The following is a 17,993-nucleotide window of genomic DNA, read 5'->3' on the forward strand; positions in this document are numbered from 1 at the left end:
CTGGTAAATTCTACAAAGAAAAACAAGAAGAAAAAAAAGAGGATATTTATTCCAATATTGATGAGATGTTAAACAGCACTCTTGATACAGAAGAGAAAGATTAACAAAAAAGTAACTTTTAAATTAACCATAAAAAGGTTATAAGTTTTTCATGAGCATAGGAATTTGGCAAATAGCAATCGTAGTTATATTAGTAGTCTTATTATTTGGACGAGGTAAAATCTCCAGTCTGATGGGTGATGTAGCTAAGGGAATTAAAAGTTTCAAAAAAGGAATGGCGTCAGATGTTACTGACGATACAGAGCCAAAAAATATATCCGACGAAAATAAAGACTCAGAAAACAAAGATTAAATCACATGCCTACTATTGGTTGGTTTGAGATATTAATTGTAGTTGGTATTGCAATTGTTGTTCTTGGTCCAAAAGACTTTCCAATCATGTTAAAGAAGGCAGGTTCTTGGATAGGGACTGCAAAAAGATATGTGAGCAACATTCAAAATGAGGTTTCTAATTTAGAAATTGATGAAGAAAAAATTGATAATGAAATAAAAAAAGAAACTAAAAAAGATGAGCAATGAAGAAAATGAAGGTGGATTTGTTAGCCATCTAACAGAACTAAGAAAAAGATTAATACATAGTTTTATATTTCTAATAATCTTTTTTGTTATTTGTTATATTTTTGCAGAACATATCTACGGTTTTTTAGTTGATCCTTTTGCTCAAGCGGTAAAAGATGATGGATCTGATAGAAGGCTTATTTTTACCGCCTTACAGGAAACTTTTTTAACGTATATCAAGGTATCTTTTTTCACAGCTTTTTTCGTGACCTGTCCTTTTATTCTAATGCAAATATGGAAATTTATTGCACCTGGATTATATAAACATGAAAAAGTTGCCATACTCCCATATCTTGTATTAACACCCATCCTTTTCTTTTTGGGAGGTATGCTTGTTTACTATTTGATAATGCCTTTAGCTATTAAATTCTTTTTATCATTTGAAAGTACAGGGATGTCAACAAGTTTACCAATTCAATTAGAAGCCAAAGTAAATGAATACTTGTCACTTGTTATGAAGTTAATTTTCGCATTTGGAATAAGTTTCCAACTACCTATAGTCTTAAGTTTGTTAGCAAGAATAGGTGTTGTTGACAGTCAATTTCTAAAAGAAAGAAGAAAGTATGTTGTAGTAATTATATTTGCTGCTGCTGCATTGCTTACACCACCAGATCCAATTACTCAAATAGGTTTAGCTATTCCTTTATTAATTTTATATGAATTATCAATATTTTCAGTAAAATTTATAGAAAACAAAAATTTAGAAAAGACTGATGCATAATTTAAAAGAAATTAGAAAAGACTATTCAAAATTTGAAAAAGATCTTGAAAAACGTTCAGTTAAAATTGATTTTAATAATTTAAAAAAGCTTGATGAATTAAATAGAGATTTAATTCAGAAGAAAGAAAATTTAGAAAAAGAAAAAAAAGATATTTCAAAATCTAAAGATGAAAGTTTATTCAAAAAATCTAAAGAAATCTCTACTGAATTAGAAAAGATCGCTGAGCAACAAAAAAATACTAAAACTGAATTAGATAACATTTTATCAAGTATACCAAACATACCTCATCAGGATGTTCCAAATGGAAAAGATGAAAATGACAATGTGGAAGTCTTAAAAGCAGGCAAAGTTCCTGAATTTGATTTTAAACCCAAATCTCACTACGAACTTGGAGAAAATTTAGGTATGCTTGATTTTGATCTTGCAACTAAAACAACTGGATCAAGATTTGTATTTGTTAAAAAAGAGTTAGCATTACTAGAACGAGCTTTATCTAACTTTATGCTAGATACTCATGTTGTTCAAAATGGTTACCAAGAGATTTCACCTCCATTGATTGCCTCTGATAATACAATGTATGGAACAGGTCAATTACCTAAATTTGAAAACGATCAATTTGAAATAAAATTTGATGAAGGATCTGATAGAAAATTTTTAATTCCAACTGCTGAAGTAATTTTAACAAACATAGTTAAAGATAAAATTGTAGACCAAAAAGATTTACCAATGAGATTTGTTGCCTCAACCCCTTGTTTTAGAAAAGAAGCCGGCAGTTATGGAAAAGACACCAAGGGAATGATTAGACAACATCAATTTTATAAGGTTGAGATGGTTAGTATTGTAGAAAAAGAAAATTGCCTAGAAGAATTAGAGCGAATGACAAACTGCGCAACAGATATTCTTGATAAGCTAGAGTTACCTTATAGAAAAGTAATTTTATGTTCAGGTGATATGGGTTTTAGTGCAGAAAAAACTTATGATATTGAAGTGTGGTTACCATCAGAAAACAAATATCGTGAAATATCATCATGCTCTTCTTGTTCGACATTTCAGGCACAAAGAATGAAATCAAGATATAAAAATAAAAATAAGGAAACTGTTTTTGTTGGAACATTAAATGGAAGTGGTTTAGCTGTGGGTAGAACTTTAATTGCTTTATTAGAAAACTATCAACAAAAAGATGGTTCGATTATTGTTCCTAAGGTACTGCGACCGTATATGAATAATTTGGAATTGATTTCAGCTAAATAAAGTTGTTTTAATTACACAGATAGTATAAGTATTCACATAATTTATAAGGAGATTTATGGAAGGATCAGGAATAGGACAATTTATACCGTTAATTTTAATTTTTGTTATTTTTTATTTTTTCTTAATCAGACCACAGCAAAAAAAAGTTAAAGAGCACAAAGCAATGGTTGAAAGTCTTAAGAGAGGTGACAAGGTTGTTACTTCTGGTGGAATTACAGGTACTGTAGAGAGACTGATAGACAATGATAAAGTTGAAGTAGAAATTGCTGAAAACGTAAAAGTTGAGATAGTTAAATCTACTGGTATTCAAAGTCTTGTTAATACAAATACTCAAGAAGTTAAAAAATAATTATTTTTAGTTAAGTGCTTTATTTCTCTAAGTTTAGAATTTTATTTATAACTCTTTTTTCAGTTTTATTTATTTTAATTGCTTCATCAAATCTTTTTAAATTTGATGATAATTTCTTTGATAAAAAAATTAATCTAGGATTAGACCTTCAGGGTGGATCATATCTATTACTTGAAATTGATAATGAACCTGTAATTGAACAAAAATTACAAAATCTAACAACAACAATTAGAAATTACTTCAAAGAAAAAAATATTAAAATCAACAATATAAAAATAGATAATCAGAATATTTTTTTTAATGTAATTGATAATGATAAGCAATCTGTCTTAGATGTTTTTCAGGACGAAAATAGTGACCTTAACCCTTATTACCCAAGATTTAAATCACATCAGTTAGAAATTGAAGATACAGGGTTAAATTTAAAAGTTAATTTTTCAAGACAAGGTTTAATTAAACTTAAAACTTCTTCTCAAGATCAAGCTATAGAAATAGTTAGAAGGAGAGTAGATGAGGTTGGAACCAACGAGCCAAACATACTTAAAAGAGGAAACAACCGAATTTTAGTAGAGCTTCCTGGATTGGATGACCCGATGAGAGTAAAATCATTACTTGGTAAAACTGCTAATCTTACTTTTAGATTTGTAACAAATGATCAAGGTGATCGTTTTGGAGTAGAAAAACTAAAATTTGAAAATGATCTAGAAGAAGCTATGGTTAGTAAAAGAATTATAATAAGTGGTGAAAATTTACTTGATGCTCAACCAAAAATGGATACTCAAACAAACCAAACAATTGTCTCATTTACACTAGATAGAGTAGGTGCAAAAAGGTTTGGTAAGGCGACATCAACTGGTATTGGAAAGCAATTGGCGATTGTTTTGGACGGTAAAATTATTAGTGCACCTGTGGTTAGAGATACGATTGCCAGTGGTTCAGGCCAGATTAGTGGCGGCTTCACTTTTCAAACAGCAACTGATCTAGCTTTATTATTAAGATCAGGAGCATTACCAGCACCATTAGAAATAATTGAAGAAAGAACAGTTGGACCAGATCTTGGACAAGACTCAATTAATGCTGGAATGATTGCTTTAGCAATAGGTTTTATGTTGGTAATAATTTTTATGTTTGTAAAATATAAAATTTTTGGATTAATTACTAATGTAACACTAATTGTTAATTTGTTTATTCTTTTGGGTGTTTTAACTTTATTTGAAGCTACTTTAACATTGCCTGGCATTGCAGGTATTATTCTTACAGTAGGTATGGCTGTTGATGCGAATGTTCTAATTTTTGAGAGAATAAAAGAAGAATTAAAAGACGAGACTAATAATATTTTGGCTTTTGATGGTGGTTATACTAAATCAAGAACAGCAATTTTAGATGCCAATATTACTACATTATTAGCTGCAATTATTTTATTTTTCATGGGTTCAGGTCCAGTGAAAGGTTTTGCTGTAACTTTAGGAGTTGGAATATTTACAACACTATTTTCAGTCTATTTCATAGCAAGATTGTTCACTAGTATTTATGTGTCAAGAAATAAAGATAAGGAAAAATTAATTTAATGATTGCTTTTAACAAATATTATAATCACTTTAATTTACTCTCATCAATTTTAATTGTTGTTTCTTTATTATTGTTAATATTTAAAGGGCTTAATTTTGGTATAGATTTTAAAGGTGGTACTTTAATCGAATTAAGAGCTTCAGATTCTAAAATAAATGTAAGTTCATTAAGAGATAGATTTAATCAAATGGATTTAGGAGATGTCTCAGTGAAGAAATTTGGTAATGATACAGATTTTTTAGTAAAATTTGAAAATAAAGATAATAAAAATAATATTATTGAAGAAATTAAGACTAATTTAGATAAATCTTTTGGAAATAACTATGATTTTAGAAGGGTAGAGAATGTTGGGCCAAAGGTAAGTGCTGAATTACTAAAATCAGGAGTTATAGCAATATCTTTGTCTTTAGCATTAATGTTAATTTATATTTGGATAAGATTTGAATGGCAATTCAGTTTGGGTGCAATTTTAGCTTTGTTTCATGATGTTATTGTAACTTTAGGAGTTTTTTCACTATTTAGTTTAGAAATAAACTTATCAATAATTGCAGCTGTGTTAACAATAGTTGGATATTCAATGAATGACACTGTGGTTATTTTTGACCGTGTGCGTGAAAATTTAAGAAAATATTCAGATATAAAAATTTTTGAATTAACAAATATTTCAATTAATGAAACGTTATCAAGAACTATAATAACTTCTGCAACTACTTTACTAGCTTTATTAGCAATTTATTTTTTTGGTGGAGAAATATTAAAAGGATTTTCATTAGCAATGATACTTGGTGTTGTTTTTGGAACTTATTCTTCTATTTATATTGCTAACACTGTTTTAGTTAGACTAAGAGTTTCTCAAAAAACTGTTCTTAGAGAAGACGATCAAAAATAAATTAAAATATATTTTGTGCAGCTACCATTGAAAGCAGCATAGGTAAAGATAACAAAGTATTTGTTCTTGAGAATAACATTGCAGTTTTAGCTGATTTAGCTTTTGTATCTGGATCACTCTCAACTATTCCTAAAGCCCTTTTTTGATTTGGCCAAATTACAAACCACACATTAAATGCCATTATAATTCCTAACCACATTCCAATTCCAATTGCAGTATGTTTTGGAACACCTGAACCAATACTTAAAGTCATTGCATCATGAAGATATCCATTAAGAAGAGCGAGAATTAAACCCGAAAGAACAGTTAATGCAGCAGCCCATCTAAAGTAAAATAATGCAGCTGGTGCTATTACTTTACCAATAGCTGGTTTTTGTTCATCTGGAATTTTTCCCATATTTGGAATTTGAACAAAATTGAAATACCAAAGTAATCCAATCCACATAATTGCAACAATTACATGAATGTATCTAAACAACCAGCTCCAGAATAGCGTATCAAAAGCAATTCCATCGTTTAAATAAAATAATCCTAAAAACAAAATAATTGCTAACGCAAGTGATGCGTGGACTGTTTTTGATAATGATGACAATAAACTGCTCATGATTCTTAATAACTATACACTAATTTTTGAATATTTTTAAGTTGTTAAATTTAAGCTAAAAGAGGTTTTAAAAATTGACCAGTATAACTCCCTTTCACTTTGCATACTTCTTCCGGTTTTCCTTCGGCGACAATATTACCACCCTTTACACCACCTTCAGGACCCATATCCACAATGTAGTCAGCTGTTTTAATAACATCAAGATTATGTTCAATGACAACTACTGTATTCCCAAGTTTTACAAATGTATGAAGTATCTCTAAAAGTTTTTTAATATCATGTTGATGTAAACCTGTGGTTGGTTCATCTAAGATATACATCGTTCTTCCCGTTGATCTTTTTGAAAGTTCTTTTGCAAGCTTAATTCGTTGTGCTTCACCTCCTGATAATGTAGTTGCTTGCTGACCAATTTTTATATAGCCCAATCCAACTTTTTTTAGAGTTAATAATTTTGTTTTTATATTAGATATATTTTCAAAATATTCACATCCTTCATCAACTGACATATCCAAAACATCAGCAATACTTTTACCTTTAAATTTAATTTCTAATGTTTCTCTATTGTACCTGGTACCCTTACATTCATCACACTGAATATAAACATCAGGTAAAAAATGCATTTCATATGTGATTACACCATCACCCTCACAAGCTTCACATCTACCTCCTTTAACATTAAAAGAAAATCTTCCTGGTTTATATCCTCTTGTTTTGGACTCTGGTAGGCTTGTAAACCAATCTCTAATAGGACCAAATGCTCCTGTATATGTTGCTGGATTTGATCTTGGTGTTCTACCAATAGGAGACTGGTCAATATCAATTATTTTATCTATCAATTCTACACCCTTATAACCTTTAAATGATTTGGGTGCTTTTCTTGCTTTATTATTTAAAGTTAAATTTAATGCATGAAATAGAGTTTGTAATATTAGAGTAGATTTACCACTACCCGAGACACCAGTAACACAAGTAAATGTTCCAGTTGGAATTTTAAGATTAACATTATTTAAATTATTTCCACTTGCACCATTGATTTCTACAAACCTTCCATTTTTAGCTAAACGTCGTGATTTTGGAATTTCAATTGTCTTTTTATTAGCAAGATACTGTCCAGTAATACTATTTTTATCTTTTTTAATTTCTTCATATGATCCTTGAGCTGTTATCTCACCACCATTACTTCCGGCTTCAGGACCAAGATCAATAATATAATCTGCATTTTCCATTGTCTCGGTGTCATGCTCAACAACAATGACTGTATTGCCAAGATCTCGTAATCTTTTTAATGCATTAATAAGCTTCACATTATCTTTTTGGTGTAATCCAATTGATGGTTCATCCAAAACATACAACACACCTGTTAAACCAGATCCAATTTGTGAAGCTAATCTTATTCTTTGAGCTTCTCCACCTGATAAAGTTCCAGATTCTCTAGATAGTGTTAAATAGTCTAAACCAACATTAAGTAAGAAATTTAATCTTTCATTTATTTCTTTTAAAACATGTTCAGCAATTTTAAATTGTCGTTTATCAAGATTATTTTCTAAACTTTTAAACCATTCTGCTGCATCTAAAATAGATTTTTTTGTTACTTCACTAATATTAAGATCATCGATTTTAACACATAAAGCCTCTTCTTTTAATCTATCACCATTACATGCTTCACATGCCGTATCTGATTGATATTCAGCTATTGCTTCTCTTTTCCATTCGCTATCAGACTCTAAAAATCTTCGTTCAAGATTATTAATTACACCTTCAAAGGGTTTTTTATAAGAATATTTTTCATAACCATCATCATAATTAAATTTAATCTCATCTTCATCTGAACCATAAAGAATAATATCTTTAATTTTTTTGGGTAATTTTTTCCATTTTTCATCTAAAGAAAAACTATAATGTTTTGCTAAAGATGCTAAAGTCTGAGCATAGTATAAGGTGGTTGATTTTGACCATGGTTCAATTGCTCCGTCAGCTAAACTTTTTCTTTCATCAGGAACAACTAAATTTGGATCAACATTTAATTTCATTCCAATTCCATCACACTCTTCGCAAGCTCCATAAGGGCTGTTAAATGAAAAAAGTCTTGGTTCAATTTCTTCAATAGTAAAACCACTTTCAGGACAAGCAAACTTTGTAGAGTAAATTAATTTTTCAATTTTTCTAAATTTTTGAGGAAGTGTTTCATCTTCATATTCTACAAAAACTAGACCGTTTGCCAAATTTACAGCTGTTTCAATACTTTCGGCTAATCTGTTTCCAAGTTTAGAATTTAAAACTATTCTATCGACTAAGATTGATATATCATGTTTAAGTTTTTTATCTAGATTAGGTGATTTTTCTATATCATATAAAACATTATCAATTTTAATTTTTCTAAATCCTCTTCTCTTGTAGCTTAAAATATCTTTTTTATATTCACCTTTACGACCTCTTACTACTGGAGCATAAATATATATTGTTGATTTTTTAGGTAATTTTTTAACCAAATCTACTATTTGTGTAATTGTTTGAGAGGTTATTGGTTTACCTGTGAATGGCGAGTAGGGGACTCCTGCTCTAGCGTATAATACCCTCATGTAATCATAAATTTCTGTTACAGTTGCAACAGTAGACCTTGGATTTTTTGAAGTATTTTTTTGTTCTATTGCAATAGCTGGACTTAATCCCTCAATTAAATCAACGTTTGGTTTTTTCATTTTATCTAAAAATTGACGTGCATAAGCAGATAAACTTTCCACATACCTTCTCTGACCTTCTGCGTATATAGTATCAAAAGCTAGAGATGATTTTCCTGACCCTGATAGACCCGTTATGACCACAAATTTGTCTTTTGGAATCTCTACAGTAACATTCTTCAAATTATGTTCTTTAGCACCCTTAATAACTATCTTTTTCATCATAATTTTAGTTGCTTTGAGTTAATAAAATTAATATTCAGAAGAATTGTGATATAATTCTAATTAACAAATTTAACAAATATTAAATATTATGGCTGGAAGTTTAAATAAAGTATTATTAATTGGTCGTTTGGGCGCAGATCCTGAAATTAAACAAATGGTAAATGGCAAAAATGTAGCAAGATTAAGCCTTGCAACAAGTCAATCCTGGAAAGATAAAAACACAGGTGAAAGAAAAGAAAAAACAGAGTGGCACCGTGTGGTTGTATTTAACGAAGGCTTAGTAAATGTGGTTCAACAATATTTAAAAAAAGGTGCACAAGTTTATGTAGAGGGACAACTTACCACAAGAAAATGGAAAGACGAACAATCGGGACAGGATAAATATTCAACTGAAATAGTTATACAAGGATATAATTCTTCACTGACAATGTTGGGTGGAAGTAATTCAGGCGGTGGAATTCAAAACGACACAACTCAACAAAATAACATTGAGGATTCCTCACAAGTGTCAGATATGGATGATGAAATTCCATTTTAATTTCTATGAAAAATACTGAAGAGTTTAAAGATAAAAATATAAAATTAATCTCAATGCATGATGAGATGAGCTCATCATATCTTTCTTATGCAATGAGTGTAATTGTAAGTCGTGCACTTCCTGATGTAAGAGACGGGTTAAAACCCGTTCATAGAAGAATTTTATATGCAATGTACAAAGGTGGATATGATTGGTCTAAACAATTTAGAAAATCTGCAAGAATAGTTGGAGATGTTATTGGTAAATACCACCCTCATGGTGATCAGTCTGTTTATGATGCATTAGTTAGAATGGTGCAAGATTTCTCTATGAGCCTACCTTTGATTCAAGGCCAAGGAAATTTTGGTTCAATAGATGGTGATCCTGCTGCAGCAATGAGGTATACCGAAACTCGTTTGTCAAAAGTTTCTCAATATTTAATTGATGATATTGAAAAAAATACAATATCTTTCAAAAGTAATTACGATGAAACAGAGAGAGAACCAAGTGTTTTACCAGCACAATTTCCAAATTTATTAGTAAATGGAGCTGGTGGAATAGCTGTTGGTATGGCAACAAGTATACCTCCACATAATTTAGGTGAAATTATAGATGGAACTTTGGCCTTAATTGATAATAAAGATATTAAAATCAAAGAATTGATGAAACACATACCTGGTCCAGATTTTCCAACTGGTGGTGTAATTATAGGTAAAGATATAATTAAACAAGGATATAACAATGGTAGAGGATCCTTTAAGATTAGGGGTGAAATTTCTATTGAACAACAAAAAAATGGACGTGAAAGACTTGTAATTACTTCTATACCTTATCAAGTTAACAAATCTGTTTTAAACGAGAGGATTGCTCAATTAGTAAGAGAAAAAAAGATTGAAGGAATAAGAGATATTAGAGACGAGTCTAACAGAGAAGGTATTAGGGTAGCAATAGATTTAAGAAACGGTGTAGAACCAGAAACTATAAAGAGACAATTATATAAAAATACTCAAATAGAGAGTTCATTTGGTTTTAATACTTTAGCGATTGTCGAAGGAAAACCTCAAACTTGCACACTAAAAGATTTTTTATCTAATTTTTTAACTTTTAGAGAAGATGTAGTTATTAAGAAAACTAAATTTGATCTTCAAAAAGCAGAGGAACGTGCTCATATACTAATAGGATTATCTGTTTCAGTTGAAAATTTGGATAAAATAATAAAAATTATTCGCTCATCTAAAACACCAGATGATGCTAAAGTATCAATTTTAAAAACCAAATGGAAAATAAATAAATCACTAAAATTAATTTCTTTAGTAGAGGGAAAAAAGGGTAAAAATCTTTATTCTTTATCTGAACCACAAGTTTTAGCTATTTTAGAATTAAGACTTCAAAAATTAACTGCATTAGGAATAAATGAAATCGAAGTTGAAATTAAAAAATTAGCTGAGTTAATCACTAAATATAAAAAAATTATTTCATCAAAAAAAGAACTTTTAAAAGTAATCAGTGAAGAGTTAAAAAATATTAAAGAGAAATTTTCTATTCCAAGAAGAACAAAAATTATAGATGCTGTTTTAAATTATGATATTGAAGAAACTATTCAAAAACAATCAGTAATAATTACAGTTACATTACAAGGATACATAAAAAGAGGTTCCTTAGACGGAGTAAAAAAACAAAAAAGAGGTGGTAAAGGAAAATCAGGCATAACAACTAGAGATCAAGATTCAGTTGTTCAAACATTATCTGTAAATACTCATACTTCGGTACTCTTCTTTTCTACCGAGGGTTTAGTTTACAAGATCAAAGCATGGAAAATTCCAGAGGGATCATCTTCATCAAAAGGAAAGTCTTTATTTAATATTTTACCTTTGAAGAGTCATCAAGCAATAAGCTCAATTATGCCAATGCCAGAGGACGAAACTGATTTAAAAAATTATCAAATTATTTTTGCTACAGCACAAGGTAAAGTAAGAAAAAATAGTTTAGAAGATTTTTCATCAATTAATGCATCTGGAAAAATTGCAATGAAATTGGATAATAATGATAAAATTGTAGGTGTTAAAATTTGTAAAGACGATCAAGATATAATTTTAAGTACAAAATTTGGAAAATGCATAAGATTTGAAGCCAAGAAGTTAAGAGTTTTTAAAGGCAGATCATCTAAAGGAATTAAAGGCATAGAGTTAGCACCAAATGATCAAATAGTTTCTTTGTCAGTTATAGACAATGATAAAATGAATAAAAACGGAAAAAAATCAAAAGATGAAAAAACTGAATTAAAAGCTAAAGAGAAATTTGTTTTATCAATAAGTGAAAATGGTTATGGTAAAAAGACTTCTCATATAGATTACAGAGTTACTAATAGAGGTGGCAAAGGTATTATAGGGATAGTAAATTCACCAAGAAATGGAAACATTACTTCATCCTTTCCTGTTTTTGAGGGTGATGAAATTTTAATCTCTACAAACAAAGGGAGAGTTATAAGAGTTGCCGTTAAAGAAATTAGAACTGCAGGCAGAAATACTCAAGGAGTTAGAATAATTAAGTTATCAGGAGAAGAAAAAGTTGTTTCAGCTATCAAAATTGATGATAATTTAATTTAATGAGTAAAATTGCAATTTACCCCGGAACATTTGATCCAATTACTTTTGGACATATAGATGTAATAAAAAAATCCTTAAAACTATTCGATAAAGTAGTTGTAGGTGTTTCTGATGAAAGTAATAAAAATTATTTATTCAGTTCTGATGAAAGAATAGAAATAGTGAATAAAGCTTTATTTAAAGATCTAAAGTTAAATAAAAAAAAAATAAAAGTAGTGTCATTTGGCTCTTTAACCACTGATTTATGTAAAAAATACAAATCAAACATTATTTTAAGAGGTTTGAGGGCTGTATCTGATTTTGAATATGAATTTCAATTAGCTGGTATGAATAGAAAATTGAACCAAAATATTGAAACAATTTTTTTAATGTCTGATGTAGAAAATCAAATTATTTCATCTAGATTTGTAAAAGAAATTGTTAAATTAAAAGGTGACATTAAAAAATTTACTACCAAAAGTACTATCAAGTCTTTAAAAGAGAAATATGAATAAAATTTTTATCAAAATACTTATTTTGTTTTTTTTTATTACCAATCAATCAATAGCTGAGGAGAATATAATGATATTAAAATTAAAAGATGGTGACGTTAAAATTGAATTATTTGAAGATGTTGCGCCAAATCATGTTAAAAGAATTAAGGAATTAGCAAATAGCGGTAAATACGATAACGTTGTTTTTCATAGAGTTATTGATGGATTTATGGCTCAAACAGGTGATGTAAAATTTGGAAATTCAGAATCTAAAGATTTTGATCTTAGAAGAGCTGGAATGGGTGGATCAGATTTTCCTGACTTAGAGCAAGAATTCAATAGTCTACCACATGATAGAGGAACTTTATCAATGGCGAGAGCTCAAGATCCAAATAGTGCTAATAGTCAATTTTTTATTTGTTTTCAGCCGGCTCCTTTTTTAGATCGACAATATACAGTTTTTGGAAAAGTGATTGAGGGAATGGAATTTGTTGACAAAATTAAAAGAGGCGATCAAAATAATAACGGCGCTGTAACTGATCCAGATAAAATTATTAGTTTCAAATCCAAATAATTTTTTTAATGGCATTAAAAAAATTTGCCTTTAACGTTTTAAAAACAGATAAATTTGCTAGATGTGGTGTAATCGAGACACATCGTGGAAATATACAAACTCCTGCATTTATGCCTGTTGGAACTCAAGCCACAGTAAAGGCTTGTACAATAGATGATATAAAAAAAACAGGTTCAGAAATAATACTTTCCAATACTTATCACTTAATGATACGTCCAGGTGTAGAAAGAATTCAATCAATTGGTGGACTTCATAATTTTATGAATTGTGATTTACCTATTTTAACTGACTCTGGTGGTTTTCAAGTTATGTCTCTTTCAAAATTGAATAAAATTGATAGAGAGAAGGGAGCAATATTTAACTCTCATGTTGATGGTAAAAAATTTTATTTAAGCCCAGAAGAAAGCATAAGAATACAGTTAGGTTTAAATTCTGACATAGTAATGATTATGGATGAGTGTCCAAAAAATACTAATGATTATGATGTTATTCAAAAATCTATGGATCTTTCATTATATTGGGCTGAAAGATCTAAAAAAGCTTTTGGAAACAATCCTCATAAAGCTTTATTTGGTATTATACAAGGAGGTCTTTTTAAAGATTTAAGATTAAAATCAATGCAAGAACTAATAAAGATTGAATTTGATGGATATGCTGTAGGTGGATTAGCAGTAGGAGAGACACAAAATGAAATGTTTAGCGTTTTAGATTATATAAAAGAATATTTACCTATTGAAAAACCACATTATTTAATGGGTGTTGGAACACCATCTGATATTTTAGGTGCCGTCAAAAGAGGTATAGATATGTTTGATTGTGTTTTGCCAACTAGATCTGGACGAACAGGTTTAGCATTTACTTGGCAAGGAAGAATTAACATTAAAAATAATAAATATCAAAATGACAACACTCCTTTAGATCCTGATTGTGAAAATCTTAATTTAAATAAATATTCGAAAAACTATTTAAATCACTTATTTAATACTAATGAAATTCTAGCTTCAATGTTGCTCACCCTACATAATATTAATTTTTATCAAGAATTAATGGCCTTGATCAGAAAAAATATTAATGACGGTACTTTTGATAAATTTCACGATAAATACATTGATAAGTTGTAGATCGTGTATAGATATAGTTAAAATTGACATTTGAAAAAAAAAAATAATTCTATATATAACACTTATTCAATTTGAATAATTTGGGGGCCCTTAGCTCAGTTGGTAGAGCAATTCCCTTTTAAGGAATGGGTCGATGGTTCGAGTCCATCAGGGCTCACCACTTAATTCAACTAGGTTAGATTGATAGGTGGATAATCTAAAATTACTTCATTCATCCATTCATTTAATTTCTTAATACGAGTATCAGAAGATGGATGGGTGCTCATAAATTCTGGTGGTTCTTTACCCTTATTTGCTTCTTTCATTCTTTCCCAGATTTTTACTGTCTCTCTAATATCATAACCAGATAAAGAAGAAAAAATCATTCCTAAATAATCAGCTTCACTCTCCTGTTTTCTGTTAAATGGATTCATTATTCCGAGCTGAGCTAATAATCCTACTGTATCCATTCCAGTAGTTCTATTAATATCTGATAATACACCACCACTAGCTATATCAATTATTCTTGCTCCTGTATTTAGCAACACTCCTCGACTTGCTCTTTCAACAGAATGTTTTGCTACTGCATGAGCAACTTCATGACCCATAATTGCTGCTAAACCATTTTTATTTTTTGTTACATCAAGTATACCTGTATAAACAGCAATTTTACCTCCAGGCATGCACCATGCATTCCTAACTTTTTTATTGTCAATTAAAATATATTCCCAATCAAAATTTGCTGTTGGATCATTTAAATTTGCTCTATAAAAATATTCGCTAATCGAATCTTCCATTCTTTTTCCAATTTCTTTGATTTCATTTAATGTTTTTGTATCATCACTCATCTTTTCTTTTTCTTTGACTTTTTCATAAATTTGCGCAGCTTGAGCATTTAATTTTGCTTCAGGTATAATTTTTAATTGTTTTCTGTCAGTTATTGGTGCAGTAGAGCAAGAGTGGAAAAGAAGACTTCCACAACCACAGCCAACATAAGTCAAAAATTTTCTTCTATCCATAAGTAACTAAAATTGATAATAATAATTTAAACATGAATCTTAATAACAAAATTTTAATTGTATTATTTATCATTGCAATTGTTTTTGTTGTCTATGCTAGTTATAGTTAATTGAAAATATGTCTAAAAAAGGGTCAAAAAAATCTTTTTCATTAACATTGAGAAATTACTTTATTGCTGGAGTAGTTGTTTTAATACCAATTGGTTTTACCTTATATCTTACAAAGGTTTTAATTGGTATCTCCTCTAATTTAATACCAAAAAATATAAATCCTAATAGCTACTTACCTTTTAATATACCTGGTGTTGAAATTGTTATTTCAATTTTACTTATAACTATTGTAGGCGGACTTTCATTGTCATTTTTTGGAAGAAGAATTCTTAAATTAATTGATGATTTATTTAAAAGAATTCCATTTTTAAGAACGGTTTATTCAGCAATTGTTCAAATGACTGAAACCTTTTCTAAAAAAGATGATGGAAAAAGAAGCGTAGTTTTAATTGAATACCCGAGAAAAGGAGTTTGGGCAGTTGGTTTTGCTACAAAAGAAAATAAAGGTGAGATGGCTCAAAAAACTGGTAAGAATTTGATTAATGTTTTTGTTCCAACGACTCCAAATCCTACTAGTGGTTTTTTATTAATGTTCCCAATAGAGGATGTTATTTATTTAAACATGTCTTTTGAAGAAGCATCTAAATTTATAGTTTCAGCAGGAACTTCTACTAAAAAAACTTAGGCAATATCATTTATTATATCAGCTCTATCGTACAATTTTATCAAAGGTTTGAATTTACTTATATCTTCATTTGATTTTTCTATTCTACGCATTTCCTTTTCAGCTAATAAGAAAAGATCACTATTCTGAATTGGATCTGCTAACTTAAAATTTTTTACACCACTTTGCTTAAATCCCAAAACATCCCCAAACCCTCGTAATTTCATATCTTCTTCAGATATTAAAAAACCATCATTAGTGTCTTTTAAAATTTTTATTCTTTTTTTTGCGTTTTCGCTCAGATTAGATTTAAACATTAATATACATGTAGAGTCTTTATCACCACGACCAACTCTACCTCTTAATTGATGAAGTTGAGATAAACCAAATTTGTTAGCATTTTCAATTACAATCGTGTTTGCATTCGGAAAATCTATCCCAACCTCAATAATCGTTGTAGAAACCAAAATCTTAAATTTATTATTTAAAAAATTATTTAGTATTTCATTTTTTTCATCCACATCAGTTTTGCCATGGAGTAAACATACTTGATTTGGAAACTTTTTTTCTAAATATTCATACTTTTTTACAGCTGATGAATGATCCAATTTTTTAGACTCCTCAATTAATGGACAAACCCAAAAAATTTGATTTCCTACATTAATTTCCTTTTTTATAAATTTTAAAACATCTTCAATTTTAATCTCTAATTTACTATATGTTTTAATTGGTTTTCTATTTTTAGGTTTTTCTCTAATTATTGAAATATCCATATCACCATAAATTGTCATTGTTAGAGTTCTAGGTATAGGTGTTGCTGTCATTAATAATACGTCACAATTTGGTCCACCTTTATCTGACAATCTTTTTCTTTGACTAACTCCAAACTTATGTTGTTCATCTATAATTATTAATCCTAATTTTTTAAAAATTACTTTTTTTTGAAATATTGCATGTGTTCCAAAAATAATATCAATTTTATTATTTTCTAATTTTTTATGAATTTCTTTTTTTAATTTATATTCAGATTTTCCAGAAATAAGATCTATATTTATATTTTTAGGAAATATTTTTTTTGCAAGTATAAAATGTTGTCTTGCTAGAATTTCTGTAGGAGCCATAAAAGCAACCTGGAAACCAGAATTTATGCTATTTATTGCCGCTAAAAGAGATACTATTGTTTTTCCACTACCAACGTCTCCTTGCAAAAGTCTAAACATTTTATTTGACGAACTCAAGTCTTTGTTTATTTCGTTAAGTGATTTTTGTTGATCACCTGTAAGAGAAAAATCCAATCTGTCTATTATAGAATTTTGTTTATTTAAATTAATAACTTTATTTTTTTTTTTAATTTTTCTTATTTTTTTTCTTATTTCAGAATTAACAAGAAATGTTGAAAATATTTCATCAAAAGCAAGTCTTTGATAGAAGTTAGATTTATAATTTCCAATATTTTCAGGTTTGTGCAGTTCTTTAATTGAGCTATTCCAACTTATATTTTTAAATTTAGATAAAATACTTTTAGAGTGCCATTCATTAAAAACTGGCAAATTATTTATTATTTGATTTAAGATTTTATTATATATTTTTTCAGAAATACCTTCAGTTAACGAATATTTATTATGAGTTTGTTTGATTAAAGAGGAATCCTCAGAAACATATTTTGGATTTGTAATTTGGTATTTATTCCTAAAATGACCTATTTTACCACTAACCGTAATTTGTTTGCCCAAGGGTAGGATTTTTTTAATGTAACCTTCATAACTATTAAAAAAAATACAATCTATTTCACCAGTTTCATCACTACATAAAACTCTATTGGGTAATTTCCTTATTCTTGGGAAATTATACTTTTGTGGAATTATAGTAACTGTTTGTATTTCACCAATTTTTAAATCTTTTATTTTTGATGACAAGCTTCTATCTGTATAAGATTTTGGAAGTTTCCAAAGTAAATCAAACAAATTATTAATATTTTTCTTCTTTAATAAATTTTTTGTTTTAGTTCCCACACCTTTTAAAGAACTTAAATCTGACAATAAATATTCATAATTTGTTTTATTATTCATTAACAACTAATATAT

17 protein-coding genes and 1 tRNA gene are annotated in these 17,993 nt (G+C 28.9%); 14 read left to right on the top strand and 4 right to left on the bottom strand.

The features are described from left to right. The first annotated feature begins 151 nt into the window (after positions 1-151). The 7 genes from tatA to secF are packed head-to-tail and all read left to right on the top strand — an operon-like array spanning position 152 to position 5,398. Positions 152-352, top strand: coding sequence for a twin-arginine translocase TatA/TatE family subunit (tatA, locus tag AMN83_RS00420; protein WP_023853830.1), 201 nt, complete (start codon positions 152-154; stop codon positions 350-352). 5 nt (positions 353-357) lie between these two features. Then, a complete protein-coding gene (gene tatB / locus AMN83_RS00425) occupies positions 358-579 on the top strand; it encodes a Sec-independent protein translocase protein TatB (RefSeq protein ID WP_023853829.1) in 222 nt (73 codons plus the stop codon). Further along, the gene (gene tatC / locus AMN83_RS00430; protein ID WP_075503424.1) at positions 569-1,339 is read left to right on the top strand and encodes a twin-arginine translocase subunit TatC; all 771 of its coding nucleotides are present in this window, start codon (positions 569-571) and stop codon (positions 1,337-1,339) included. The genes tatB and tatC overlap by 11 nt, the downstream gene beginning before the upstream one ends. Continuing rightward, positions 1,332-2,591 carry a serine--tRNA ligase gene (gene serS / locus AMN83_RS00435; protein WP_075503426.1) on the top strand — a complete coding sequence of 420 codons (1,260 nt, stop codon included), beginning with the start codon at positions 1,332-1,334 and terminating at the stop codon, positions 2,589-2,591. Before tatC ends, serS begins: the two co-directional genes overlap by 8 nt. Positions 2,592-2,646: 55 nt before the next feature. Further along, positions 2,647-2,940 (top strand): preprotein translocase subunit YajC, encoded by a 294-nt coding sequence (gene yajC, locus AMN83_RS00440; protein ID WP_023853826.1) that lies wholly within the window; start codon positions 2,647-2,649, stop codon positions 2,938-2,940. A 14-nt stretch (positions 2,941-2,954) separates the two neighbouring features. Then, the gene (secD, locus tag AMN83_RS00445) at positions 2,955-4,508 is read left to right on the top strand and encodes a protein translocase subunit SecD (protein WP_075503428.1); all 1,554 of its coding nucleotides are present in this window, start codon (positions 2,955-2,957) and stop codon (positions 4,506-4,508) included. Next, positions 4,508-5,398: a protein translocase subunit SecF gene (secF, locus tag AMN83_RS00450; protein WP_075503430.1), complete on the top strand. Its 891-nt coding sequence runs from the start codon at positions 4,508-4,510 to the stop codon at positions 5,396-5,398. The genes secD and secF overlap by 1 nt, the downstream gene beginning before the upstream one ends. Before the next feature lies 1 nt (position 5,399). Here the strand turns inward: secF and AMN83_RS00455 are convergent, their stop codons facing one another. Continuing rightward, positions 5,400-6,002, bottom strand: coding sequence for a urate hydroxylase PuuD (locus AMN83_RS00455; RefSeq protein ID WP_075503431.1), 603 nt, complete (start codon positions 6,000-6,002; stop codon positions 5,400-5,402). Positions 6,003-6,052: 50 nt separating this feature from the next. Beyond that, positions 6,053-8,905, bottom strand: coding sequence for an excinuclease ABC subunit UvrA (gene uvrA, locus AMN83_RS00460; RefSeq protein WP_075503433.1), 2,853 nt, complete (start codon positions 8,903-8,905; stop codon positions 6,053-6,055). An 88-nt stretch (positions 8,906-8,993) separates the two neighbouring features. On the opposite strand from uvrA, the gene ssb reads away from it, so the two are divergent. The 6 genes from ssb (at position 8,994) to AMN83_RS00490 (ending at position 14,356) form a co-directional block, all read left to right on the top strand. Beyond that, on the top strand, positions 8,994-9,443 hold the full coding sequence (gene ssb / locus AMN83_RS00465; protein ID WP_075503435.1) for a single-stranded DNA-binding protein: 450 nt from the start codon (positions 8,994-8,996) through the stop codon (positions 9,441-9,443). A gap of 5 nt (positions 9,444-9,448) precedes the next feature. Continuing rightward, positions 9,449-12,028 carry a DNA gyrase subunit A gene (gyrA, locus tag AMN83_RS00470; RefSeq protein WP_075503436.1) on the top strand — a complete coding sequence of 860 codons (2,580 nt, stop codon included), beginning with the start codon at positions 9,449-9,451 and terminating at the stop codon, positions 12,026-12,028. Beyond that, positions 12,028-12,522 (top strand): pantetheine-phosphate adenylyltransferase, encoded by a 495-nt coding sequence (gene coaD, locus AMN83_RS00475; RefSeq protein ID WP_075503438.1) that lies wholly within the window; start codon positions 12,028-12,030, stop codon positions 12,520-12,522. The genes gyrA and coaD overlap by 1 nt, the downstream gene beginning before the upstream one ends. Continuing rightward, entirely contained in the window at positions 12,515-13,075 is a 561-nt protein-coding gene (locus tag AMN83_RS00480) for a peptidylprolyl isomerase (RefSeq protein ID WP_075503440.1), read from the top strand. Before coaD ends, AMN83_RS00480 begins: the two co-directional genes overlap by 8 nt. An 8-nt stretch (positions 13,076-13,083) precedes the next feature. Further along, the gene (gene tgt / locus AMN83_RS00485) at positions 13,084-14,196 is read left to right on the top strand and encodes a tRNA guanosine(34) transglycosylase Tgt (RefSeq protein WP_075503442.1); all 1,113 of its coding nucleotides are present in this window, start codon (positions 13,084-13,086) and stop codon (positions 14,194-14,196) included. 84 nt (positions 14,197-14,280) lie between these two features. Further along, positions 14,281-14,356, top strand: a tRNA-Lys gene (locus tag AMN83_RS00490). A 10-nt stretch (positions 14,357-14,366) separates the two neighbouring features. On the opposite strand, the gene AMN83_RS00495 is transcribed toward AMN83_RS00490, so the two are convergent. After that, a complete protein-coding gene (locus AMN83_RS00495) occupies positions 14,367-15,194 on the bottom strand; it encodes a M48 family metallopeptidase (protein ID WP_075503444.1) in 828 nt (275 codons plus the stop codon). Between the two features lie 118 nt (positions 15,195-15,312). On the opposite strand from AMN83_RS00495, the gene AMN83_RS00500 reads away from it, so the two are divergent. Then, positions 15,313-15,930, top strand: a complete 618-nt coding sequence (locus AMN83_RS00500) for a DUF502 domain-containing protein (RefSeq protein ID WP_075503445.1) — start codon at positions 15,313-15,315, stop codon at positions 15,928-15,930. Here AMN83_RS00500 and recG read toward each other — a convergent pair. Next, complete coding sequence (gene recG / locus AMN83_RS00505; RefSeq protein WP_075503447.1) at positions 15,927-17,978, bottom strand: ATP-dependent DNA helicase RecG; 2,052 nt, start codon at positions 17,976-17,978, stop codon at positions 15,927-15,929. The two genes, AMN83_RS00500 and recG, sit on opposite strands and share 4 nt — an antisense overlap. Positions 17,979-17,993: the final 15 nt, after the last annotated feature.

The sequence above is a fragment of the Candidatus Pelagibacter communis genome, assembly GCF_001180025.1.
Classification (GTDB): Bacteria; Pseudomonadota; Alphaproteobacteria; order Pelagibacterales; family Pelagibacteraceae; genus Pelagibacter; species Pelagibacter ubique_A.